The sequence below is a fragment of the Bacillus cereus group sp. N11 genome (assembly GCF_016483605.1).
Classification (GTDB): Bacteria; Bacillota; Bacilli; order Bacillales; family Bacillaceae_G; genus Bacillus_A; species Bacillus_A toyonensis.
The window spans coordinates 28,674-50,245 of sequence record NZ_JAEHBN010000017.1 but is presented as its reverse complement, the minus strand read 5'-3'; the positions used below and the strand labels follow the sequence as shown (position 1 = coordinate 50,245).

The following is a 21,572-nucleotide window of genomic DNA, read 5'->3' as shown; positions in this document are numbered from 1 at the left end:
ATGGGAGACATTATTGATATATATGGTTTATCACCTTTGCAAAAAGGAATACTGTTTCATACTTTATACGATCAAGATGATGAATATTCTTTTTCCTATATTGTACAAGTAGGTTTCTTACTCGGGGGGCAATTGGATGTTGCTACTTTTGAAAAAGCTTGGGAATATGTTATTCAACGACATGAGGTTCTGCGCTCAGTATTTGTTTGGGAGGAAGTAGAAAAACCTCTACAAGCAGTTTACGAACGTCTTCCTTTTACTATTCATCAAGAGGATTGGAGTACCCATTCGCATGAGGTGAAGGAGAAGAAATTACACCAGTTTTTGACTGCAGATCGTAGGAAAGGATTTTTATTGGATGAAGCACCATTGATGAGAGTCACTGCGATTAAAGAAGCAGAAGGGGAAACGAGAATTATTTGGACACATCATCATATTTTGCTAGATGGTTGGAGTGTTTCATTGGTGTTTAGTGAAGTGATGGAAGTTTATCTCAAGATGATAAAGGGAGAATTGTTGAATCTTCCTAAATCTCTTCCTTATAAAAAATATATCCAGTGGATAAATAAACAAGATCAAAGTCAAGCAGAGGAATTTTGGAAAGAAGAATTAAAAGGGTTCTATGCACCTACGCCATTAGCGATGGAAAGAAAGGATCAAGGGCAGGAGAAGGGCTATGGAGAGTGTGTTTATCAGGTATCTGAGGAACTCACTGAGAATTTACAAGAGTGGGTACGAAATAGTCGATTAACATTGAATACATTAGTACAAGGAGCATGGGCCTATTTGATGGGTAGGTATAGCGGTGAAAGTGACATCGTATTTGGCGTAACTAGCTCTGGACGTCCTACTGATTTGATAGGAGCAGAGAATATGGTAGGCCTATTTATTAACACATTACCTACTAGAATTCGATTAACGGATAATACATCTGTAGTAGATTGGCTTCGTAAAATACAGATGAAAGAAATGGAACGAAGACAATATGAGTATAATTCATTGATAGATATTCAAGGGTGGAGTGAGGTTCCGCGAAATAGCTCCTTATTTCATACCTTGTATGTGTTTGAAAATTATCCAATTCAAGGTGAGAGAAATGATGATTTAAGATTACTAGATGTTAAAAGCGCGGAACAAACAAATTATCCTTTAACACTCATTGTAATGCCTGGTAAGAAAATTACTTTAAAGTTGATGTATGATCGAAGCTATTTTAATGAAGAAACAATAAATCGGATTCAGAATCACTTATTGCAAATATTAATCCAGATGACGAAGTGCCTAGATTCAAAACTCTTTGAAATTACTCATTTAACAGCTGAAGAACAGATACAGTTATTAGAGGAATGGAATCATACTCAAGTAAATTATTCGGCTAAAGGCATGATTCATACGATGTTTGAGGAGCAAGTTAAAAAAACGCCGGAAGCAATCGCGGCTATTTACGAAAATGAACAAATTACCTATAAAGAGTTGGAGGAGCGTGCGAATCAGCTAGCTCATTATTTACAAAAGCGTGGTGTAGGCTCAGAGTCTCTGGTTGGGGTATATATAGAACGTTCATTACAAATGATGATAGCGTTATTAGGTATTCTAAAATCAGGAGCAGCGTATGTTCCACTTGATCCTACTTATCCAGAGAGTCGGCTTCAATATATATTAGAGGATGCTGGAATCGAAGTACTAGTGACGGAAGAGGATTCTAAAAATTTGTTTTTATCTGAAAATGTTGAAACGATTTGTATGAATAAAGATTATACTGCAATTGAAAAAGAAGAAACAACCCCATGTATAAGTGATGTAACAGGAAGAAGTTTAGCGTATGTTATGTATACTTCAGGATCTACAGGGAATCCAAAGGGAGTAATGATTGAGCATCATTCAGTAATCAATTATCTAGAATGGATGCAACATAAATATCCACTTTCTGAAAAGGATGTGGTCTTGCAGAAAACGCCATTCTCATTTGATGTCTCTGTTTGGGAGTTGTTTTGGGGTATTCACGTTGGTGCAAGTGTATCTTTCCTACCTCCAGGTGGAGAAAAAGATCCTTCTATTATAGCTGAAGTGATTAAAAAACATCAGGTTACTATAGTTCAATTTGTACCTTCGATGTTATCTGTTTTCTTAGATCACTTCAATCATATTGAATTGAACATGAATTGTTCGTCCATACGCCATGTATTTTCTGGTGGGGAAGAACTAAGTTCAGGGTTGGTTAGACGATTTCAACAGAAATGGAATCATAGTGGACAAGTGAAATTAACCAACTTTTATGGACCAACTGAAGCCACTATTTATGTGAATGCATTTGATATTCAGCCAAATCAAGAATTTGTTTCTATTGGGCAGCCGATACAGAACACGCAATTATATGTATTAGACCAAAATCAACGCTTGCAATCAATAGGAATTGAGGGTGAGTTATATATTGGTGGTGCTGGTTTAGCACGTGGATACTTAAATCGTCCGAATCTTACTGCTGAAAAATTCGTTTCGCATCCATATCGATTCGGGGAACGACTATATCGAACAGGAGATTCAGTAAGATATCTAACTGATGGAAATTTAGAATTTATAGGTAGAATGGACCATCAAGTCAAAATGCGTGGTTTTAGGATTGAATTAGGAGAAATTGAAGCAACTTTAGAAAAATGTTCGTTTATTAAAGAGGCTGTCGTATTAGTTAGAGAAGATCGTCCAGGTGATCAACGATTGGTTGCATATGTAATGAGTGATGGAAATACCCAAGAGTGGAGAGAGTATTTACAAAACCAATTACCGAATCATATGATTCCAGCGCACCTTGTAGAGTTAGAACACTTCCCGCTTACTCCGAATGGGAAAATTGACCGAAAGGCCTTGCCAGCACCTGATGAGCAAACTATTGGAGGTTTAAATGTTCTACCTCGGACGCCATCGGAAGAGCTTATTGCCTCGGTTTGGAGTCAAGTGTTAGGAACTGAAAATATCGGTATTCAGGATTCCTTCTTTGAACGGGGTGGGCACTCACTACTCGCTACTCAAATTGTTTCTCGATTACAAGAATTGTTCCAAATCAAAATCCCATTACGTGAACTTTTCAAGCACGATACAGTGGAGGCATTGGCGAAACGAGTAGATCAGTTACGAAAAGAAGATAAAAAACGAGAGGCTGCCCCCCTTGTACCTATGAAACGAGAAGAAGCTATTCCGCTTTCCTATGCGCAGAAACGTCTATGGTTTATTGATCAATTAATGTCAAATAGTGCTATGTACAATATTCATGCAGCGTGTCGCTTAACAGGTAAATGGTCAATTGAAGCGTTGGAGGTTGGATGGAATCAGTTGTTGGAGCGTCATGAATCATTACGGACGATAATTCTAGAACAAGAGGGTGAACCTTTCCAACAGGTTCAATCTCATGTATTCAGACATATCCCTCAATTGAATCTAACAGATCTCTCTTTGGAAGATAGGGAAAGAGAAATGAAACGGATCATTCAAAACGAAGCGGAGGAACCATTTCATTTTGGGCAAGGTCCTCTGATTCGAACACGAATATTGAAAGTGGACAGAGAAGAATGGGTTCTCATTTGTACGATGCATCATATTATTTCAGATGGATGGTCAATGGGGATTTTACTTGAAGAATGGATGGCTTTTTATGAAGGAGCACTAAGCGGAAAACCGGCGGAATTGAAGGAGTTATCTATCCAATATGCAGACTTTGTTATGTGGCAGAAGGAATGGCAAAAAGAAGAGAATTTGGATCAGCACCTTCGATATTGGAAGGAAGAATTGGCTGGGGAGTTACCGGTTTTACAATTACCGATGGATCGTCCTCGACCTGCGGTTCAAACCCACCCTGGTGCAAGTCAGTCCTTAATGGTGGCGAATTCCCTACAGGAAAAGCTCAAAGATTTAAGTCTGCAAGAAGGATGCACTTTATTTATGACATTGATGGCAGCGTATCAAAGCTTCCTTTCTCGTTATACAGGACAGGATGACATCTTGGTTGGAAGCCCAATCGCTAATCGAAATGTTAAAGAGATTGAGGGATTAATAGGTTTCTTTGCAAATACGTTGGTTTATCGAGCTGATTTCAGTGAAAATCCAACGTTCCAAGAACTTTTGTCGCAGGTAAGAAAAAAAGCACTAAAAGCATACGAGTATCAGGACATTCCATTTGAGAAAGTGGTAGAATCCGTAAAGCCGGAACGGAATACAAGTCATTCACCAATATTCCAAACCATGTTTACTTTACAGAATACGAAGCAAGAATTTCCTCAGCTATCTGACAGACAAATGGAACTCATGGAAAGCCATGCTTCTGTAGCGAAATTTGATTTGAGTTTATTTGTTACTGAGACGGAAGAAGGATTATCACTAACCTTTGAATACAATACTGATTTGTTTGATGATACAACCATTGAACGTATGGCAAGTCATTTTGAGCATTGGTTAAATCAAATTGTCTCTCATCCAAAATGTTTATTATCAGAATTGAATATGTTATCGAAAGTAGAATATAAGCAATTACTAGAAGAATGGAATGAATCAGCTGTTATAGATATAGAAGAATGCACGATTCATACATTGTTTGAAGAACAAGTAGAAAAAACACCAGAAGCAATTGCAGTAGTATGCGAAGATGAAGAACTAACATATCGAAAGTTGGACGAACGCTCGAATCAGCTGGCACATTATTTACAGAAAAATGGTGTAGGTTGCGAATCATTGGTTGGGATTTGTGTTACACGTTCATCTGAGATGATTGTAGGCCTCTTAGGAATTATGAAGGCAGGAGGAGCATATGTCCCAATAGATCCAGCGTATCCGGAAAGTCGACTGCAATACATTTTAGAGGATGCTCAAATAAAGGTACTAGTAACACAGGAAAAATTACAACAAAAAATGGTTATACCTAGATCCGTTGACGTGATTTGTATTGATCGTGATCGAGTAGAAATAGAACAAGAAGTAACTACGGTGTGTACGAGTGAAGTGACGGGCGATAACTTAGCCTATATTATCTATACTTCAGGTTCCACTGGAAATCCAAAGGGAGTAATGATTGAGCATAGGAATACAGTAACAATGATTCGTTGGGCGCATCACACATATTCCCGAAAGGATTTAGCGGGAGTGTTGGCCTCCACTTCGCTATCCTTTGATCTATCTGTTTTTGAAGTGTTTGTTCCCCTAACGATGGGTGGTAAGGTGATTGTCGCTGAAAATGCTCTACATCTAGACAAGTTGTCTACCAAGGATGTGACTTTAGTCAATACTGTGCCATCGGCAGCGAAGGAACTGGTTCGAGCAAAAACACTCCCTTCTTCGGTAAAGGTGGTGAATTTGGCTGGAGAACCATTGCCATATTCACTTGTTCAAGATTTATATGAGAGAAGTACGGTTGAGAAGGTGTACAACCTATATGGACCGTCCGAAGATACTACGTATTCCACTTATATGGAATTAGAAAAGGGTGTCGTCCATAGGGTACCACCAATTGGTAAACCAATATTCAATACAGAAGTATATGTACTAAGTATTGAACAAAAAATGGTTCCAATTGGTGTAGTTGGTGAGCTGTACATTGGTGGATCGGGATTAGCACGTGGATACTTAAACCGTCCTGACTTAACGGAAGATCGTTTTATACCGCATCCATTTAAAGAAGGTGAGCGAGTATACCGGACTGGAGATCTAGTAAGGTATTTGCCGGATGGAAATTTGGAGTATCTTGGCCGAATCGATCATCAGGTAAAAATTCGTGGGTTCCGGATTGAACTAGGAGAAATTGAAGCGACATTACAAAAGCATACATTAGTTAACGAAGCTATTGTGACGGTGAGGGAAGATTATCCTGGTGATCTACGTTTGATTGCTTATGTTGTAGGAGATGGGGATGCTCAAAAGTGGCGTGATTATCTCAAGGACCAGCTACCAAATTATATGATTCCAGCCTATTTTGTCGGATTGAATGCATTTCCACTCACTCCAAATGGAAAAATTGATAGGAAGGCCTTACCAGCACCAGAGAAACAGGAGATAGCAAGTGGTTATATTGCTCCTCGTACGCCTACGGAAAAAACAATCGTTTCAATATGGAATGAAGTTTTAGGTATGGAAAATATCGGAATTCAGGATTCGTTTTTTGAAATAGGTGGTCACTCATTACTTGCTACGCAAGCTGTTTCCAGTCTTAAAGAGGCTTTTGGAATTGAGATACCATTGCATGATTTATTTATGTTTCATACAGTGCAGCAATTGGCAGAACAGATAGATCAATTGCTCCATAACAAAAATCAAGAAATGCAGAATGATAGTAAGGAGAATGTAAGTCTTCAAGACTATATTCAAAAAGAAGCAGAAGTGGGTAATGATGAAGAATTACTTGAACTGCTTAAGCAATTAGAAGAGCTATCAGAGGAAGAAGCACAAGGAATATTTGAGAGTAATTTAGTTGAGGAAGGGGTAAAAAAATGAGAAGTGATTTACTTGCAAAGCTGAGTTCACTTTCTCCTGAGAAGAGAGCTTGGCTTCAGAAGCAAATGCAAAAAAAGGAGAATAAAGAAGCGCTCCCGTTGTCTTATGCACAACAACGTTTGTGGTTTATGGACAGATTTAATCCAAACAGTTCTTTATATAATATTCCAACGGTATGGAATCTAAAAGGAAATTGGATACCTGAAGCATTAGAAAAGGGATTCAATCGACTTATTGAACGTCATGAATCATTACGAACTGTTTTTAAAGAAGTAGAAGAACAACCTGTACAACAAATTGTCGAATTCCTTCCTAGAGCATTACCTGTAAGAGATTACTCTCAACTTCCTCTAGAAGTAAAAGAAAAAGAGGTAGATAGTTTAATTGCGAGAGAAGCGCAAGAACCATTTGATTTAATGAATGGTCCTTTAATTCGTAATCAGCTTGTTCAATTAGAAAAGGATGAATGGTTATTACTGTGTACGATGCATCATATTGTTTCTGATGCTTGGTCCATTGGTATATTCATGAATGAATTACTTGCTTTCTATGAAGAGGAAACGGGCGGAAATCCTGCTAAATTAAGTTCATTATCCATTCAGTATGCAGACTTTGCGAAGTGGCAAAAGGAGTGGTTGCAAGGTGATGTGCTAAATCGTCAGCTTACGTATTGGCAGGAAGAATTGTCTGGTGAGCTCCCTATATTACAACTGCCAGTGGACCGACCTCGACCGGTTACGCAAACTTATTCTGGGGATACGCATCACGTTATTTTTCCTTCTAGATTACTCAGCCAATTAAAAGATTTAAGTCGACAAGAAGGATCTACCTTATTTATGACTTTAATGGCTGCATATCAGAGCTTTCTTGCACGTTATACAGGACAAAAAGATATTCTAGTCGGAAGTCCGATTGCAAATCGGAATCATAAGGGAGTAGAAGGATTAATTGGTTTCTTTGTTAATACGTTGGTTTACCGATCAGATTTGAGTGGCACCTCTACTTTTCGGGAGATTTTGAACCAAACAAAGAAAAAGGCGTTAAAAGCTTACGAATATCAAGATATACCATTTGAAAAAGTTGTAGAAGCTGTGCAACCTGAACGAAGCATGAGCCATTCTCCTATCTTTCAGACCATGTTTACGCTACAGAATATAAAACAAGAACGACTAGATTTGCCTGGTAGAAGTATTGAAATGGTAGAAAGTAATATGTCTATTGCAAAATTTGATTTGAGCTTAACTGCCTATGAAGAGGAAGAAGGTCTATTTGTCTCATTTGAATACAACACGGATTTATTTGATAGTAGTACCATTGCACGTATGGCAGGCCATTTTGAGAACTGGCTAAATGAAATCGTGCATCATCCAGATGAATCATATACAAAGCTGTCAATGTTATCGGACACTGAGCAGAAACAACTCCTAGAAGAATGGAATGATACAGAAGTAGTTTATGGTCATGATTGTATGATTCATGAGCTATTTGAGCAGCAAGTTGCACGTACACCTGATGCAGTGGCGGTAGTTTATGAGGGTGGAAAGCTAACGTATCAAGAACTCAATGAAAAATCGAATCAATTGGCACATTTTCTACAAAAACGAGGTATTGGACCTGAATCATTGGTTGGTATATGTATTGAACGTTCTCCTGATATGATTATTGGTCTCTTTGGGATTTTGAAAGCAGGTGGGGCTTATGTCCCACTGGACCCAAGTTATCCCGAAAACCGTCTGAGATACATTTTAGAGAATTCACAAATTCAAGTGCTGTTAACAAAAGAGGCACTACAGGACTGGTTACCTAAAGATATTCAAGCAATTTGTTTAGACAGGGATCAGGTAATGATTTCTAAAGAGAGTAATTTAGCTCCGGTGAGTGGAGTAACAGCAAATAACTTAGCCTATATCATATACACTTCGGGTTCAACGGGAAATCCAAAGGGGGTAATGATTGAACATCATTCGGTTATCAACCGCCTACAGTGGATGCAGAAAAAATATCCATTGTCCGAGGAAGATACAATCCTACAAAAGACACCGTTTTCGTTTGATGTTTCCGTTTGGGAATTATTTTGGTGGTCATTTGTAGGAGCACGTGTTTGTTTGCTTCCACCAGGAGGAGAGAAAGATCCTGCAGTGATTGAGGAGTATGTTGAACGATATCGTGTGACCACCATGCACTTTGTTCCGTCGATGTTATCTACTTTCTTGGATTATATGGAACAATATAATTCGAAAAGGGATGTATCGTCTTTAATTCATGTTTTTACTAGTGGAGAAGCATTAAACTCTGAGCAGGTTCGCCGGTTTAAGTGGATCTTTTACAATGTTCAGCAAACACAGTTAATTAATTTGTATGGTCCTACTGAAGCGACTGTGGATGTGACTTATTATGATTGTGATTTAGAAAAAGAATCAATGCTTATTCCAATTGGTCGTCCAATTGATAATACAGAGTTGTATGTGTTAGATCAATATCAACAGGTGGTCCCAATTGGTGTGTCGGGGGAACTTTACCTTGGAGGAGTAGGATTGGCACGTGGCTACTTCAATCGACCAGATTTAACTACTGAACGTTTTATTCCACATCCCTTTAAGGAAGGGGAACGATTATATCGAACGGGTGACCTGGTGAGATATATGAATAATCGTAACCTGGAATATATTGGAAGGATGGATAACCAAGTCAAAATTAGAGGATTCAGAATTGAATTGGGAGAAATTGAAGCAGCTTTACATGATCACTCATCTGTAAAAGAGGCTGTTGTGTTGGTGAAGGAAGATCGTCCAGGAGATAAGCAGTTAGTAGCTTATGTAGTGGGTGAAGGGGATACTGGAGAGTGGCGTGAATATCTCAAGAAGCAACTTCCACATTATATGGTTCCGGCATACTTTTTCCAAATTGAAGGGATGCCACTCACTCCAAATGGTAAGGTGAATCGGAAAGCCTTACTGGAATTGGAAGCACAGTTCATAAGTGAAGATATTACTTCATCACGAACACCAGTGGAGGAGCTCATCGTTTCCGTATGGAGCCAAGTGTTAGGTGTAAAAAATATTAGTGTTCAGGATTCCTTTTTTGAAATCGGTGGTCACTCACTACTAGCTACTCAAGTAGTGTCACGTTTACAGGAAATCTTTCAAATCGAATTACCAGTACGTGAACTATTTGAGTATGCAACGGTGGAGTCACTGGCAAAGCGATTAGATCAGTTACGTAAAGGAGATAGAAAACGAGAGATTCCGCCACTAATGCCGATGGAACGAGGAGAAACTATTCCACTATCTTATGCGCAACAGCGCTTATGGTTTATTGATCAATTTACACCTAATAGTGCCCTTTATAATATGCCAATGGTATGCCGCCTTACAGGGAGTTGGCTACTTGAGGCACTGGAAACAGGATGGAACCAACTAATAGAACGTCATGAATCATTGCGGACGGTCTTTCATGAAGTGAACGGTCAACCCGTACAGCAAATTGAACCGTATGCTTTTCAATCAATTCCGAAAACGGATTTAACTATGCTTTCTCCAGAAGACCGAGAAGAAGAAGTTAAACGTTTGATTCAACAAGAAACAGAAGTGCCATTTGATTTAGCAGAGGGCCCACTAATCAGGACAAGTATTTTGCAAGTGGGAGAGGAAGAATGGATTCTCCTTTGTACTTTACATCATATCATTTCAGATGGATGGTCGATGGGAGTCCTACTTGAAGAATGGATGGCATTCTATGAGAAAGAAACGGATGGAAAGATAGCAGAACTTGAACCATTACCGGTTCAATATGCCGACTTCGCTCAGTGGCAAAAAGGTTGGCTGAAGGAGGAGGTGCTTGATCAACAACTCCAATATTGGAGGGAAGAATTGTCTGGAGAGCTTCCTGTACTCCAACTTCCTATGGATCGTCCGCGTCCTGCAATACAAACTCATCACGGGTCGACATACACTCTGGTTCTGCCAAGCACGCTACATGATAACTTGAACAAACTTAGTCGCAAAGAAGGGGCTACACTCTTCATGACGCTGTTGGCTGCATATCAAAGTTTTCTATCCCGTTATACGGGACAAGAAGATATTCTGGTCGGAAGTCCAATTGCGAATCGAAATTATAGAGAAATAGAAGGACTAATTGGTTTCTTCGTCAACACGCTGGTTTATCGAGCTAATCTGAGTGGTAGACCGACATTTCAAGATGTTCTGTCTCAGGTTCGTCAAAAGGCATTGAAGGCGTATGAATATCAGGATATCCCTTTTGAAAAAATTGTAGAAGTTGTGCAACCAGAGCGGAGTACAAGTCATTCGCCAATCTTCCAGACCATGTTCATCTTGCAAAATATGAAACAAGAGTTCCCGGTGTTATCTGGTAGAAGTATTGAAATGATAGAAAGCCATAGTCCAATTGCAAAGTTTGATTTAAGTGTAATGGTAGCTGAGACAGAAGAGGGATTGCTTTTTACTTTTGAATACAATAATCATTTATTCAATGCACCTACTATTGAACGGATGGCAGGACACTTTGAGAAATGGCTACACGAAGTTTCTCATCACCCACAAAATCCGTTGCATGACCTGAGCATGCTATCGGAACCCGAGCGTACTTTGTTATTAGAAACATGGAATGACACTGTAATGGAAATGTCCCATCAGGCTCTTATTTGTGACAGATTTGAGGAACAAGTAGCAAGGCGCCCTGATGCGATTGCCGTTGTTGATCAAACAAAAAAGTGGACTTATGGTGAACTGGATGCACAAGCAAATCAGTTGGCAAATGTTTTACAGCGAAAAGGAGTCGCCCCAGAGTCAGTGGTGGGAGTTTATCTTCCGAGGTCAGCTGAGCTCATGGCAAGTTTACTAGGCATTTTAAAAGCTGGTGGAGCTTATGTTGTTTTAGATCCGTTGTATCCAAAATCAAGGTTAGAATACATGATTGAAGATGCAGGAATTCAATTTGTAGTGACGGCGGAAGGACAAGAAGGCCATTTCGCACACGTCGAAACGGTGAGGTTAGAAGAATTAACAGTGGAAAGCGTAATCGCACCTATACGTCAGTTAAATCCAGAGAACTTAGCTTATATTGTCTATACCTCTGGTTCTACAGGAAAGCCAAAGGGTGTCATGGTTGAATATCGCTCATTAATGAATATGGTTTCTTGGCATCAAGAAGTTTATCGTATTACAGCAGAGGATCGTGCGACCCAGATTGCAGGGATTGCTTTTGATTCGGCTGTCCAGGAAATTTGGCCGTATTTAACTGCTGGTGCAGCACTCTACTTGTCAACAGAGGAACTGAGAATTAATCCAGAAGCACTAAGGGACTGGCTCATTGATTCACGAATAACAGCTAGTTTTGCACCTACACCTATTCTGGAAAGACTCTTGAAATTATCTTGGCCAGATAAAACGGATCTTCGTTTTATCCTTACAGGTGGGGATCAATTAACGCAGTATCCATCTAAAGATATTCCTTTTGCGGTAATTAATCAGTATGGTCCATCGGAAAATACCGTTGTTACTACAGATTGTTATGTGCCTGTAGGAGTGACAACCGGTACGCCATCGATTGGTCGGCCGATTGCGAATACAGAAGTTTATGTATTAGATTCTCATCTTCAGCTAGTACCAATTGGTATAATTGGAGATCTCTATATTGGAGGGAAGAGTCTTGCACGTGGATATGCTAATCGCCCGGATCTCACAAAGGAAAAATTTATTCCACATCCTTTCAAGTCAGGAGAACGTCTTTATTACACAGGAGACAAAGCAAGTTATCTTTCTGATGGTAATCTCCAGTTCCATGGTCGTATAGATGACCAAGTAAAAATTCGTGGTTTCCGGATTGAATTGGGAGAAATAGAAGCTGTTTTGCAGGCGCATTCTTCTGTGAAAGAAGCAGTTGTATTGGTACGAGAGGATAATCAAGATGACAAGAGATTAGTAGCTTATGTAGTTGGTGAAGGAAGTGTACATGAATGGCGAGAACATCTACAAACACATTTACCAAATTACATGGTTCCAACAAACTTTATTGAGATGGAATTTTTACCACTTACACCGAATGGAAAACTTGATTTGAAGGCATTGCCTATACTTAGTGAACAATCCGCCGAAAATACTGTATACCCACGAACTCCGCTGGAAGAACTTATCGCTTCAGTGTGGAGTCAAGTGCTAGGAATAAAAGAAATTGGTGTTCAGGATTCTTTCTTTGAGCTTGGTGGTCACTCTCTACTTGCTACACAAGTGGTCTCGCGCTTACAAGAAGTCTTTCAAATCAAATTACCGGTACGTGAACTGTTCGAATATCCAACGGTCGAGGCACTATCGAAACGAATAGATCAGTTGCGTAAGGGGAGTGAAAAACGAGAAATTCCACCATTGATGCCGATGGAACGAGGAAATAATATTCCGCTGTCATATGCCCAACAGCGCTTATGGTTTATTGATCAGTTTGAACCTAATAGTGCACTTTATAATATGCCAATGGTATGCCGCCTTACAGGGAATTGGTTACCTGAAGCATTGGAGTTGGGATGGAATCAGTTAATAGAGCGTCATGAATCTTTGCGGACGGTATTTCATGAAGAGGAAGGTCATCCTGTGCAACAGATTCAACCTTATATTTTCCGTCCTCTTCCGCAAATGGACCTAACTAAGCTTTCATTAGAGGAGAGAGAAAGAAAGTTGCAGCAATGGATTCAAACTGAAGTTGAATCTCCATTTGATTTAGAACAAGGACCATTGTTCCGTGGACAAATCATAAGAATTTCAGAAGAAGAATGGGTTCTTCTGTGTAATATGCATCACATTATCTCAGATGGATGGTCGATGGAAATCTTGCTTCAAGAATGGATGACATTTTATGAGAATGCGATTGGTGAAAAACAAGCAGAGCTGGAACCACTACCAGTTCAATATGCCGATTTTGCTCAGTGGCAAAGAGGATGGTTGAAAGATGAGGTACTAAATCAACAACTTGCATATTGGAAGGAAGAATTATCTGGTGAGTTACCAGTCTTAATGTTGCCAATGGATCGTCCGCGTCCGCCAGTGCAAACCCACCATGGATTAACTCATAATGTGCTGTTGTCACGTTCATTACTGGATAAATTAAACGAAATAAGTCGTCAAGAAGGGGCCACGCTTTTCATGACCTTATTGGCATCGTATCAAAGTTTCCTTGCCCGTTATACGGGACAATCGGATATTATTGTTGGCAGCCCAATTGCAAATCGAAATTATCGAGAAATTGAGGGGCTGATTGGTTTCTTTGTCAACACATTGGTTTATCGGGCTGATTTAAGTAATGCACCGGTATTTCAAGAGTTGTTGTCTCAAGTGCGGATAAAAGCATTGAAGGCGTATGGGTATCAAGATGTTCCGTTTGAGAAAATTGTAGAGGTTATCCAACCTGAACGAAATACAAGCCATTCCCCGATTTTCCAAACCATGTTTACTTTGCAAAATACGGGACAGGAGCTACCAGAACTACATGGAAGAAATATAGAAGTAATGGAAAGTAATGCTCCAATCGCTAAGTTTGATTTAAGTTTAACTGCTGCAGAAGTGGAAGAGGGTTTATTACTTACTTTTGTTTATAGGACGGATTTATTTGACAGCTTAACTATTGAATCCATGGCTGAACATTTTGGAAACTGGTTGAATGTAATCGTGGAGAATCCTGATAAATCATTAGCTAAGTTGCCTATATTATCAGGATTACAGCAAAAAGAGTTGGAAGAGTGGAATAATAATGCTGTAGTATATCCACGGGAAAGTGCGATTCATCAGCTGTTTGAAGAGCAAGTAAATCGTACACCTGACGCGGTGGCAGTGGTAGATGAAAAACAGCAGTTAACATATCGAGAGCTTAATGAAAAAGCTAATCAATTGGCCCACTATCTTCAGCAATGTGGGATTGGGACTGAATCATTAGTTGGACTTTGCTTTGAGCGTTCAGTTGAGATGATTGTTGGTATTATGGGGATCTGGAAGGCTGGGGCAGCATATGTTCCATTGGACCCATCCTATCCAGAAAGTCGTCTACGATATATTTTGGAGGACACTGGAATTCAAGTATTAGTTACGAATGAGTCATTAGAAGATTGGATACCCAAAGAAGTCAAGGCAGTTTGTCTAGATAGGGATCAAGCAATGATTTCAAAAGAAAGCATTCTTTCACCAAAATGTGAAGTAACAGGAGAAAACCTAGCGTATGTTATCTATACTTCGGGATCGACGGGGAATCCAAAGGGTGTCTTGATACAGCATCATTCTGTAATTAACTTGTCGCATGGTTTACAAAAAGAGGTTTTCGAACATGAGATACCATCTAACATGCATGTCGGTTTAAATGCGTCAATTGCCTTTGATGCATCTATTCAACAATTACAAATGCTGTTGTATGGTTCAAGTTTGTATATTATTCCGAATGAAGTACGAAGTGATCCGGAACAGTTTGTAGCTTATATTAGGGAGAACAAGTTAGCAATCTTTGATATAACACCTTCATTGCTTCAATTACTTATAGATGCCGGATTGTTAGAAACGTACGATGGCGTTCATGTTCCAAGTAAGGTATTGGTTGGCGGCGAAGCGATTATGCCGTCATTATGGGAACAGCTAGTAGAGACTGATAAAATTGAGTTTTATAATGTATATGGTCCTACAGAATGTACGGTTGATGCAACATGCTATCATATCAAAAAAGATAGTGTGAGAGTAACGATTGGGCGTCCTTTGCCTAACGTTCAAACTTATGTATTGGATAAAAATGGGTTGCCAGTTCCAGTTGGTGTGATGGGTGAACTTTATATCGGAGGAGCGGGTCTAGCGAGGGGATACTTAAATCGTCCAGAGTTAACATCCGAACGATTTATTTCTCATCCATTCAAAGAAGGCGAGAGATTATATAGAACAGGCGATCTCGTGAGATATCTTCCTGATGGTAATATAGACTATTTAGGAAGAATGGATAATCAAGTGAAGATTAGAGGATTCCGAATCGAACTTGGGGAGATTGAGTCGACTTTACAGGAGCATGACTTGATAAAAGAGGCAGTTGTAATAGTTAGGGAAAATCAGTCGGGAGATAAGAGGTTGGTAGCTTATATAGTGGGCGAAGGCAGTTTAGAAGAATGGCGCGAGTATCTTAAAATAAAACTGCCAATCCATATGATACCTTCCTACTTTGTCGAAATGGAAGAGTTACCGCTAACCATAAATGGAAAGATTGATCGGAAATCATTGCCTATACCAGATTATCAAGGAACACAAGTAGGCTACGTAGCCCCAAGAAATGAACGTGAACACAAGCTTTCTATCATTTGGGAACGTGTGCTGGGTTCAAAACGTATTGGTATTTATGATAACTTTTTTGAAATTGGTGGAGATTCAATTCTTAGCATTCAGATTGTCTCTCGTGCGAAGCAAACTGGTTTACAATTGACACCAAAACAAATATTTGAACACCAAACGATTGCTGAGTTGGCACAGGTAGTCAAAGAAGAACAAGGTGTACAAGCCGAACAAGCCGAACAAGGAATTATAACTGGAGATACGATACTTACACCTATTCAGCAAGGTTTTTTTGCACAAAATCATCCTAACCCACATCATTGGAATCAATCCATGTTCTTTAGAACGAAAGAGAAACTGGATATAGTATCACTGGAGAAGTCAGTGCGTAATCTTCTACTTCATCATGATGCCCTGCGTTTAAGATATGAACGTTTAACTGATGGGGCTTGGAAACAGTGGAATGAAGGAATAGAAGAACAATTGATACTTACTGTCATTTCATTAGACGAAGTGCCGGAAGCCGATTGGCATGAAGTTATTCAAAAAGAGATTAATATTGCACAAGAAAGTTTGAATTTACATGATGGTCCGTTAATGAGAATGGTGTATTTTGATGAAGGTGAGAAGACTGGCCGATTATTTTGGACAATTCATCACTTAGCCGTGGATGGTGTTTCTTGGCGAATTTTATTGGAAGATTTGCAAACAGCGTATACTCAAGCGATTCAAGGGCAGAAAATTCAATTACCTATGAAGAGTACATCCTTTAAAGAGTGGTCGGAAAAATTACATCATTACGCTGAAACTGGAATATCACAAGAAGTGCTGCATTACTGGGAGCAGCAGTCTGAACAAGACGTAGTTAAACTGCCGATAGATGGTACTATAAGTAATTCAGTAAGCGCAGTAACTGAGGAAATTACTGTGGTGTTAAATGAGAATGAGACCCGTATGTTATTGCAAGAGACTTTAAGCACTCACCGTGTCCAAATCAATGAAGTATTATTAGCAGCATTGGTACAAGCTACAGCAGCATGTACAGGGCAGAAGATATTGAGCGTGGATTTAGAGGGGCATGGTAGAGAAGAAATTATTGAAGATGTTGACTTATCGAGAACCGTGGGATGGTTTACAAGTATTTACCCTGTTCACTTAAATATTACTAGTGCTAATACGCCAATTGCAGCATTAAAAGCAGTTAAAGAACAAGTTCGCAAAATTCCTAATAAGGGTGTTGATTATGGAGTGTTGCGTTACATGAACGCAACACTGTGTGAGCAATTGAGCTCTCAACATACACCGTCTATTAGTTTTAACTATCTTGGACAATTTGATCAAATGTTTTCTAGCGATGCAATGTTTATGCCGGAGAACGAATTTAAGCGTTTAGATCATGCTGCCGGTTCCAAGCGATCGCATGTAATTGATGTAATTGGGGTTGTAACGAATGGAAAACTTCAGTTCACTTGGGTATACAATGTTGGACAATTCGCCAAATCAACGATTCAAAGTATTGCACAGAATATGCTATATCAACTGAGCAGATTGATTCAACCTTCAGATAGAGAATCTGCACTGACCATTTCGGATTTTGCAATGGCTAATCTTAACCAAGTAGGCTTGACGAATGTACTAAACAAAATGAATCGTGGAAAGAAAAATCAGATTACTGATTTATATCCACTATCACCTTTGCAAGAAGGTATGATTTTCCACACATTGCATGACCAAGGGAATGAACATGTTGCACCGTATATAGTGCAATTAAGTTTTATGATTAAAGGGAAACTGGATATTCCTACTTTTGAGCAGGCGTGGAAATCTGTAATTCAGCGGCATGAAATTTTTCGTACAGCATTTGTTTGGGACGAAATTGAAGAACCATTACAAGTGGTGTATGAAAATATCCCATTTAAAGTGAACAAAGAAGACTGGCGTACAATGACAACTAAAGAGATAGAGGAAAAAAGAAAAGTCTTTTTGGCATTAGATCGAAAACAAGCCTTCCAATTTGATGAAGCGCCATTGATGCGAGTAACGGTCATTCAAGAAGGTGAGGAAGAATATCGAATTGTTTGGACACATCACCATATTTTACTGGATGGATGGAGTTTACCATTGGTCTTTAATGAATTACTTACAGTCTATCAGAAGAAAATGAATGGAGAAGCCGTGAAGTTACCTAAGCCCTCACCGTATAAGAAATATATCCAATGGCTCAGAGAACAAGATAAGGAGCAGGCGGAACAATTCTGGAGAGAAAAGCTTAAAGGTTTCACTGCACCAACTTTGCTGGGCTTAGAAAGTAAAGAGGAAGAAAAAGGTTACACAGAGAAGGTTATGTATTTATCAGAAGAGCAGACCCAAGCGTTACAGGGATGGGCGAAACGCAATAAACTTACTTTGAGTACAGTAATTCAAGGTGCATGGGCATATCTCATGAGCCGGTATAGTGGAGAAAATGACATTGTCTTTGGTGTAACAAGCTCAGGGCGTTCTACGGAGATTATTGATGTTGAAAACATCGTAGGTCCTTTCATTACAACGTCACCGACGCGAATTCAATTGATTGATGATATAAAAGTAATGGATTGGTTGCAGAAGATACAAGAGGAAGAGATAGAAAGAAGACAATATGAGTATGCTTCTTTAACAGAAATTCAGGGATGGAGTGAAGTTCCTAGAGGAACACCGTTGTTTAATAGTTTATATGTGTTTGAAAATTATCCAGTGAAAGAGGAGTCTTCAGAAAATCTAGAAATTGGTGAATTGGAAGGAGTAGAGCAAACCCACTACTCATTAGGGCTGGCTGTAGTTCCAGGAACCCAGTTATCGTTAAAGTTAATGTATGACTGTAGTAAGTTTAATAGTATAACTATTGAACGAGTGTTGGGTCATTTACACCAAGTGTTGATGCAAATGCTCAAAAACATTGATCAAACTCTATCAGAGCTGGTATATATTACGGAAGCTGAACAAAGACAACTATTAAAAGAATGGAATGATAATGCTATATCCTATCCACGTGAGAATGTGATTCATCAACTATTCGAAGAGCAAGTAAATCGTACGCCTGACGCGGTGGCAGTGGTAGATGAAAAACAGCAACTAACATATCGAGAGCTGAATGAAAGAGCTAATCAATTGGCCCATTATCTACAGAAATGTGGAATTGGGACAGAGTCATTGGTTGGCCTCTGCTTTGAGCGTTCAGTTGAGATGGTTGTTGGCCTCATGGGAATTTGGAAGGCTGGAGCAGCCTATGTTCCATTGGATCCATCGAATCCGGAAAGCCGCCTGCGATATATTTTAGAAGACACAGGAATTCAAGTATTGGTTACAAATGAGGTATTAGTAGGCTGGATACCTAAAGAAATCAAGACAGTTTGCTTAGATAGGGACCAAGCAATGATTTCTCGAGAAATCAAACTTTCGCCGATATGTGAGGTAACAGGGGAAAACTTAGCGTATGTTATCTACACTTCCGGTTCGACAGGGAATCCAAAGGGTGCTTTAGTACAGCACCATTCTGTAATAAACCTATCATATGGTTTACAAAAAGAAATTTTCTCACATGAGATACCTAGTAATATGCGCGTCGGTTTAAATGCGTCAATTGCCTTTGATGTATCTATTCAGCAATTACAAATGCTGCTTCATGGTTCAAGTTTATATATTATCCCAGGTGAAGTTCGCACTAATCCGGAACAATTTGTTTCCTATATTAGGGAGAATAAATTGGAAATGTTTGATATGACACCTTCATTACTTCAATTACTTATAGATGGAGGATTGCTAGAAACAAGTGCTGATGTTCATGTACCAAGTAAGATATTGGTCGGTGGTGAAGCAATTATGCCGTCATTATGGGAACAGCTAGTAGAGACTGAAAAAATTGATTTTTATAACGTATACGGTCCTACAGAATGTACGGTTGATACAACGTGTTATCATATCCAAACAGATAGTAAGCGAGTTACAATTGGACGTCCATTGCCGAACGTTCAAACTTATGTATTGGATAAAAATCTGTTACCTGTTCCAGTTGGTGTAACAGGTGAGCTATATATTGGTGGTGCAGGTATAGCGAGAGGATACTTGAATCGTCCAGAATTAACAGCAGAGCGATTCATTCGTCATCCATTTAATGAAGAAGAGTGTTTATATCGTACAGGAGATTTGGTTCGTTATTTACCTGATGGTAATTTAGATTACTTGAGAAGAATTGATAATCAAGTGAAAATTCGGGGCTTCCGTATTGAACTTGAAGAGGTCGAAGCGAATCTAGAGAGTCATCCATTGGTAAAAGAAGCAGTAGTTTTGGTAACAGAGGATAAATTAGGAGAGCAGAGATTGGTTGCTTATGTAGTTGGAGCTGGAAGCATGCATGAATGGCGTGAATATCTCAAGACACAAGTACCGAATTATATGGTTCCCGCACACTTTATTGAGGTAGACGAGATTCCTCTTACAATGAATGGGAAAGTTGATCGAAAGGCATTGTACAGTTTAACTATTCAAAGAGAAAATAACTTCTCTACACCAATCATTCCAAGGGATGAAATTGAATATCAGTTGGTTAAAATCTGGCAGGATGTGTTACAGATAGAAGATGTCTATGTAAATGATGATTTCTTTAATAGAGGGGGACACTCTCTCCTTGTAATCAAATTAGTTTCAAAAATTAGGGAGAAGTTTGGAAAAGAGATTAAGGTGTCTACATTGATTAAGAATCCAACATTGGAAGGAATCGCATGCCTTATTCGTGATAAGCATGATATGACAAAATCTGTATCAGCGCTGGTACCACTACAAGAATCAGAGAAAAGACCTTTCTTCTGCGTTCATCCGTTTATGGGGAATGTATTTTGTTACATTCAACTAGCAAGATTGCTTAAGAATCACTGTTCATTTTATGGTTTACAGAATCCTCTCATAGAAAAGAGAGAGATTGACGACTCGACCTTGCCGGAACTAATTCAACTTTACATTAAAGAAATAAAAAGTGTTCAGCCAGAAGGCCCATATCGTCTTGGAGGATGGTCTTTAGGCGGTGCAATTGCTTATAAAATCGCAACTGTACTAAGAAATCAAGGAGAGGAAGTTGAATTGTTGGTACTTATGGATACTAAAGTACCTTCAGAGCAGGATCATAAAACAAGGGAGGATATGCTCTCATATATATATGAACATTTCATTCCTAGAGGTCTTACTGAGCAGGAAGAAGGCCTCGCCCATAAGCAAGATATGCTTGTGGAGCGATTAATTATGGAAGGAGTACTCCCGCCTGATGCAAATCTTATGAATTTGAAGCAAGTTATCAATGCTCATAGGAAATGCCTGAACTTAATGGCAGAGAATGATTTGATACCATACTTTGGAGAAGTTATCTACTTTAGTGCTGAGGAAGGAAAAGAGTTGTTTACAGATTGGGGACCTTTATTAAAAGGAAGAGTAAATAAGTATTCTGTCCCTGGATCACATGAAGAAATAGTAGACTTCCCCGCAGTTGAAAAGATAGCTAAGTATCTATTAAATGAATTTGAAGGAATAAAAGAAACATCCCTTTCATTAACTGAAAAGTAGAGAGTGCAAAAGATGCAACGCTATGAAAGAAAAGGGCAGCCCAATAACTGCAAATAAAGTGTAGGCAATAATGAATATATCAAGAGTATTACTTTTTAAGAGGGTAATGCAAAAATTACTTGGTAGAGACATAGAAACCTATATTAGTTGCTCATAGAATGATGTAAATGCTCTCCATTTTTTGTAATAGAAGCTAATGCTTTGATGATATTA

Annotated in this window: 2 protein-coding genes; both read left to right on the top strand. The window is 39.1% G+C overall.

Annotated features, from left to right (window positions below; all coding sequences use genetic code 11):
* Nucleotides 1–6,471 carry a non-ribosomal peptide synthetase gene (locus JDS98_RS23770; RefSeq protein WP_199634402.1) on the top strand — a complete coding sequence of 2,157 codons (6,471 nt, stop codon included), beginning with the start codon at nucleotides 1–3 and terminating at the stop codon, nucleotides 6,469–6,471.
* A complete protein-coding gene (locus tag JDS98_RS23765) occupies nucleotides 6,468–21,359 on the top strand; it encodes a non-ribosomal peptide synthetase (protein WP_199634401.1) in 14,892 nt (4,963 codons plus the stop codon). The genes JDS98_RS23770 and JDS98_RS23765 overlap by 4 nt, the downstream gene beginning before the upstream one ends.
* The last annotated feature ends 213 nt before the right edge of the window (nucleotides 21,360–21,572 follow it).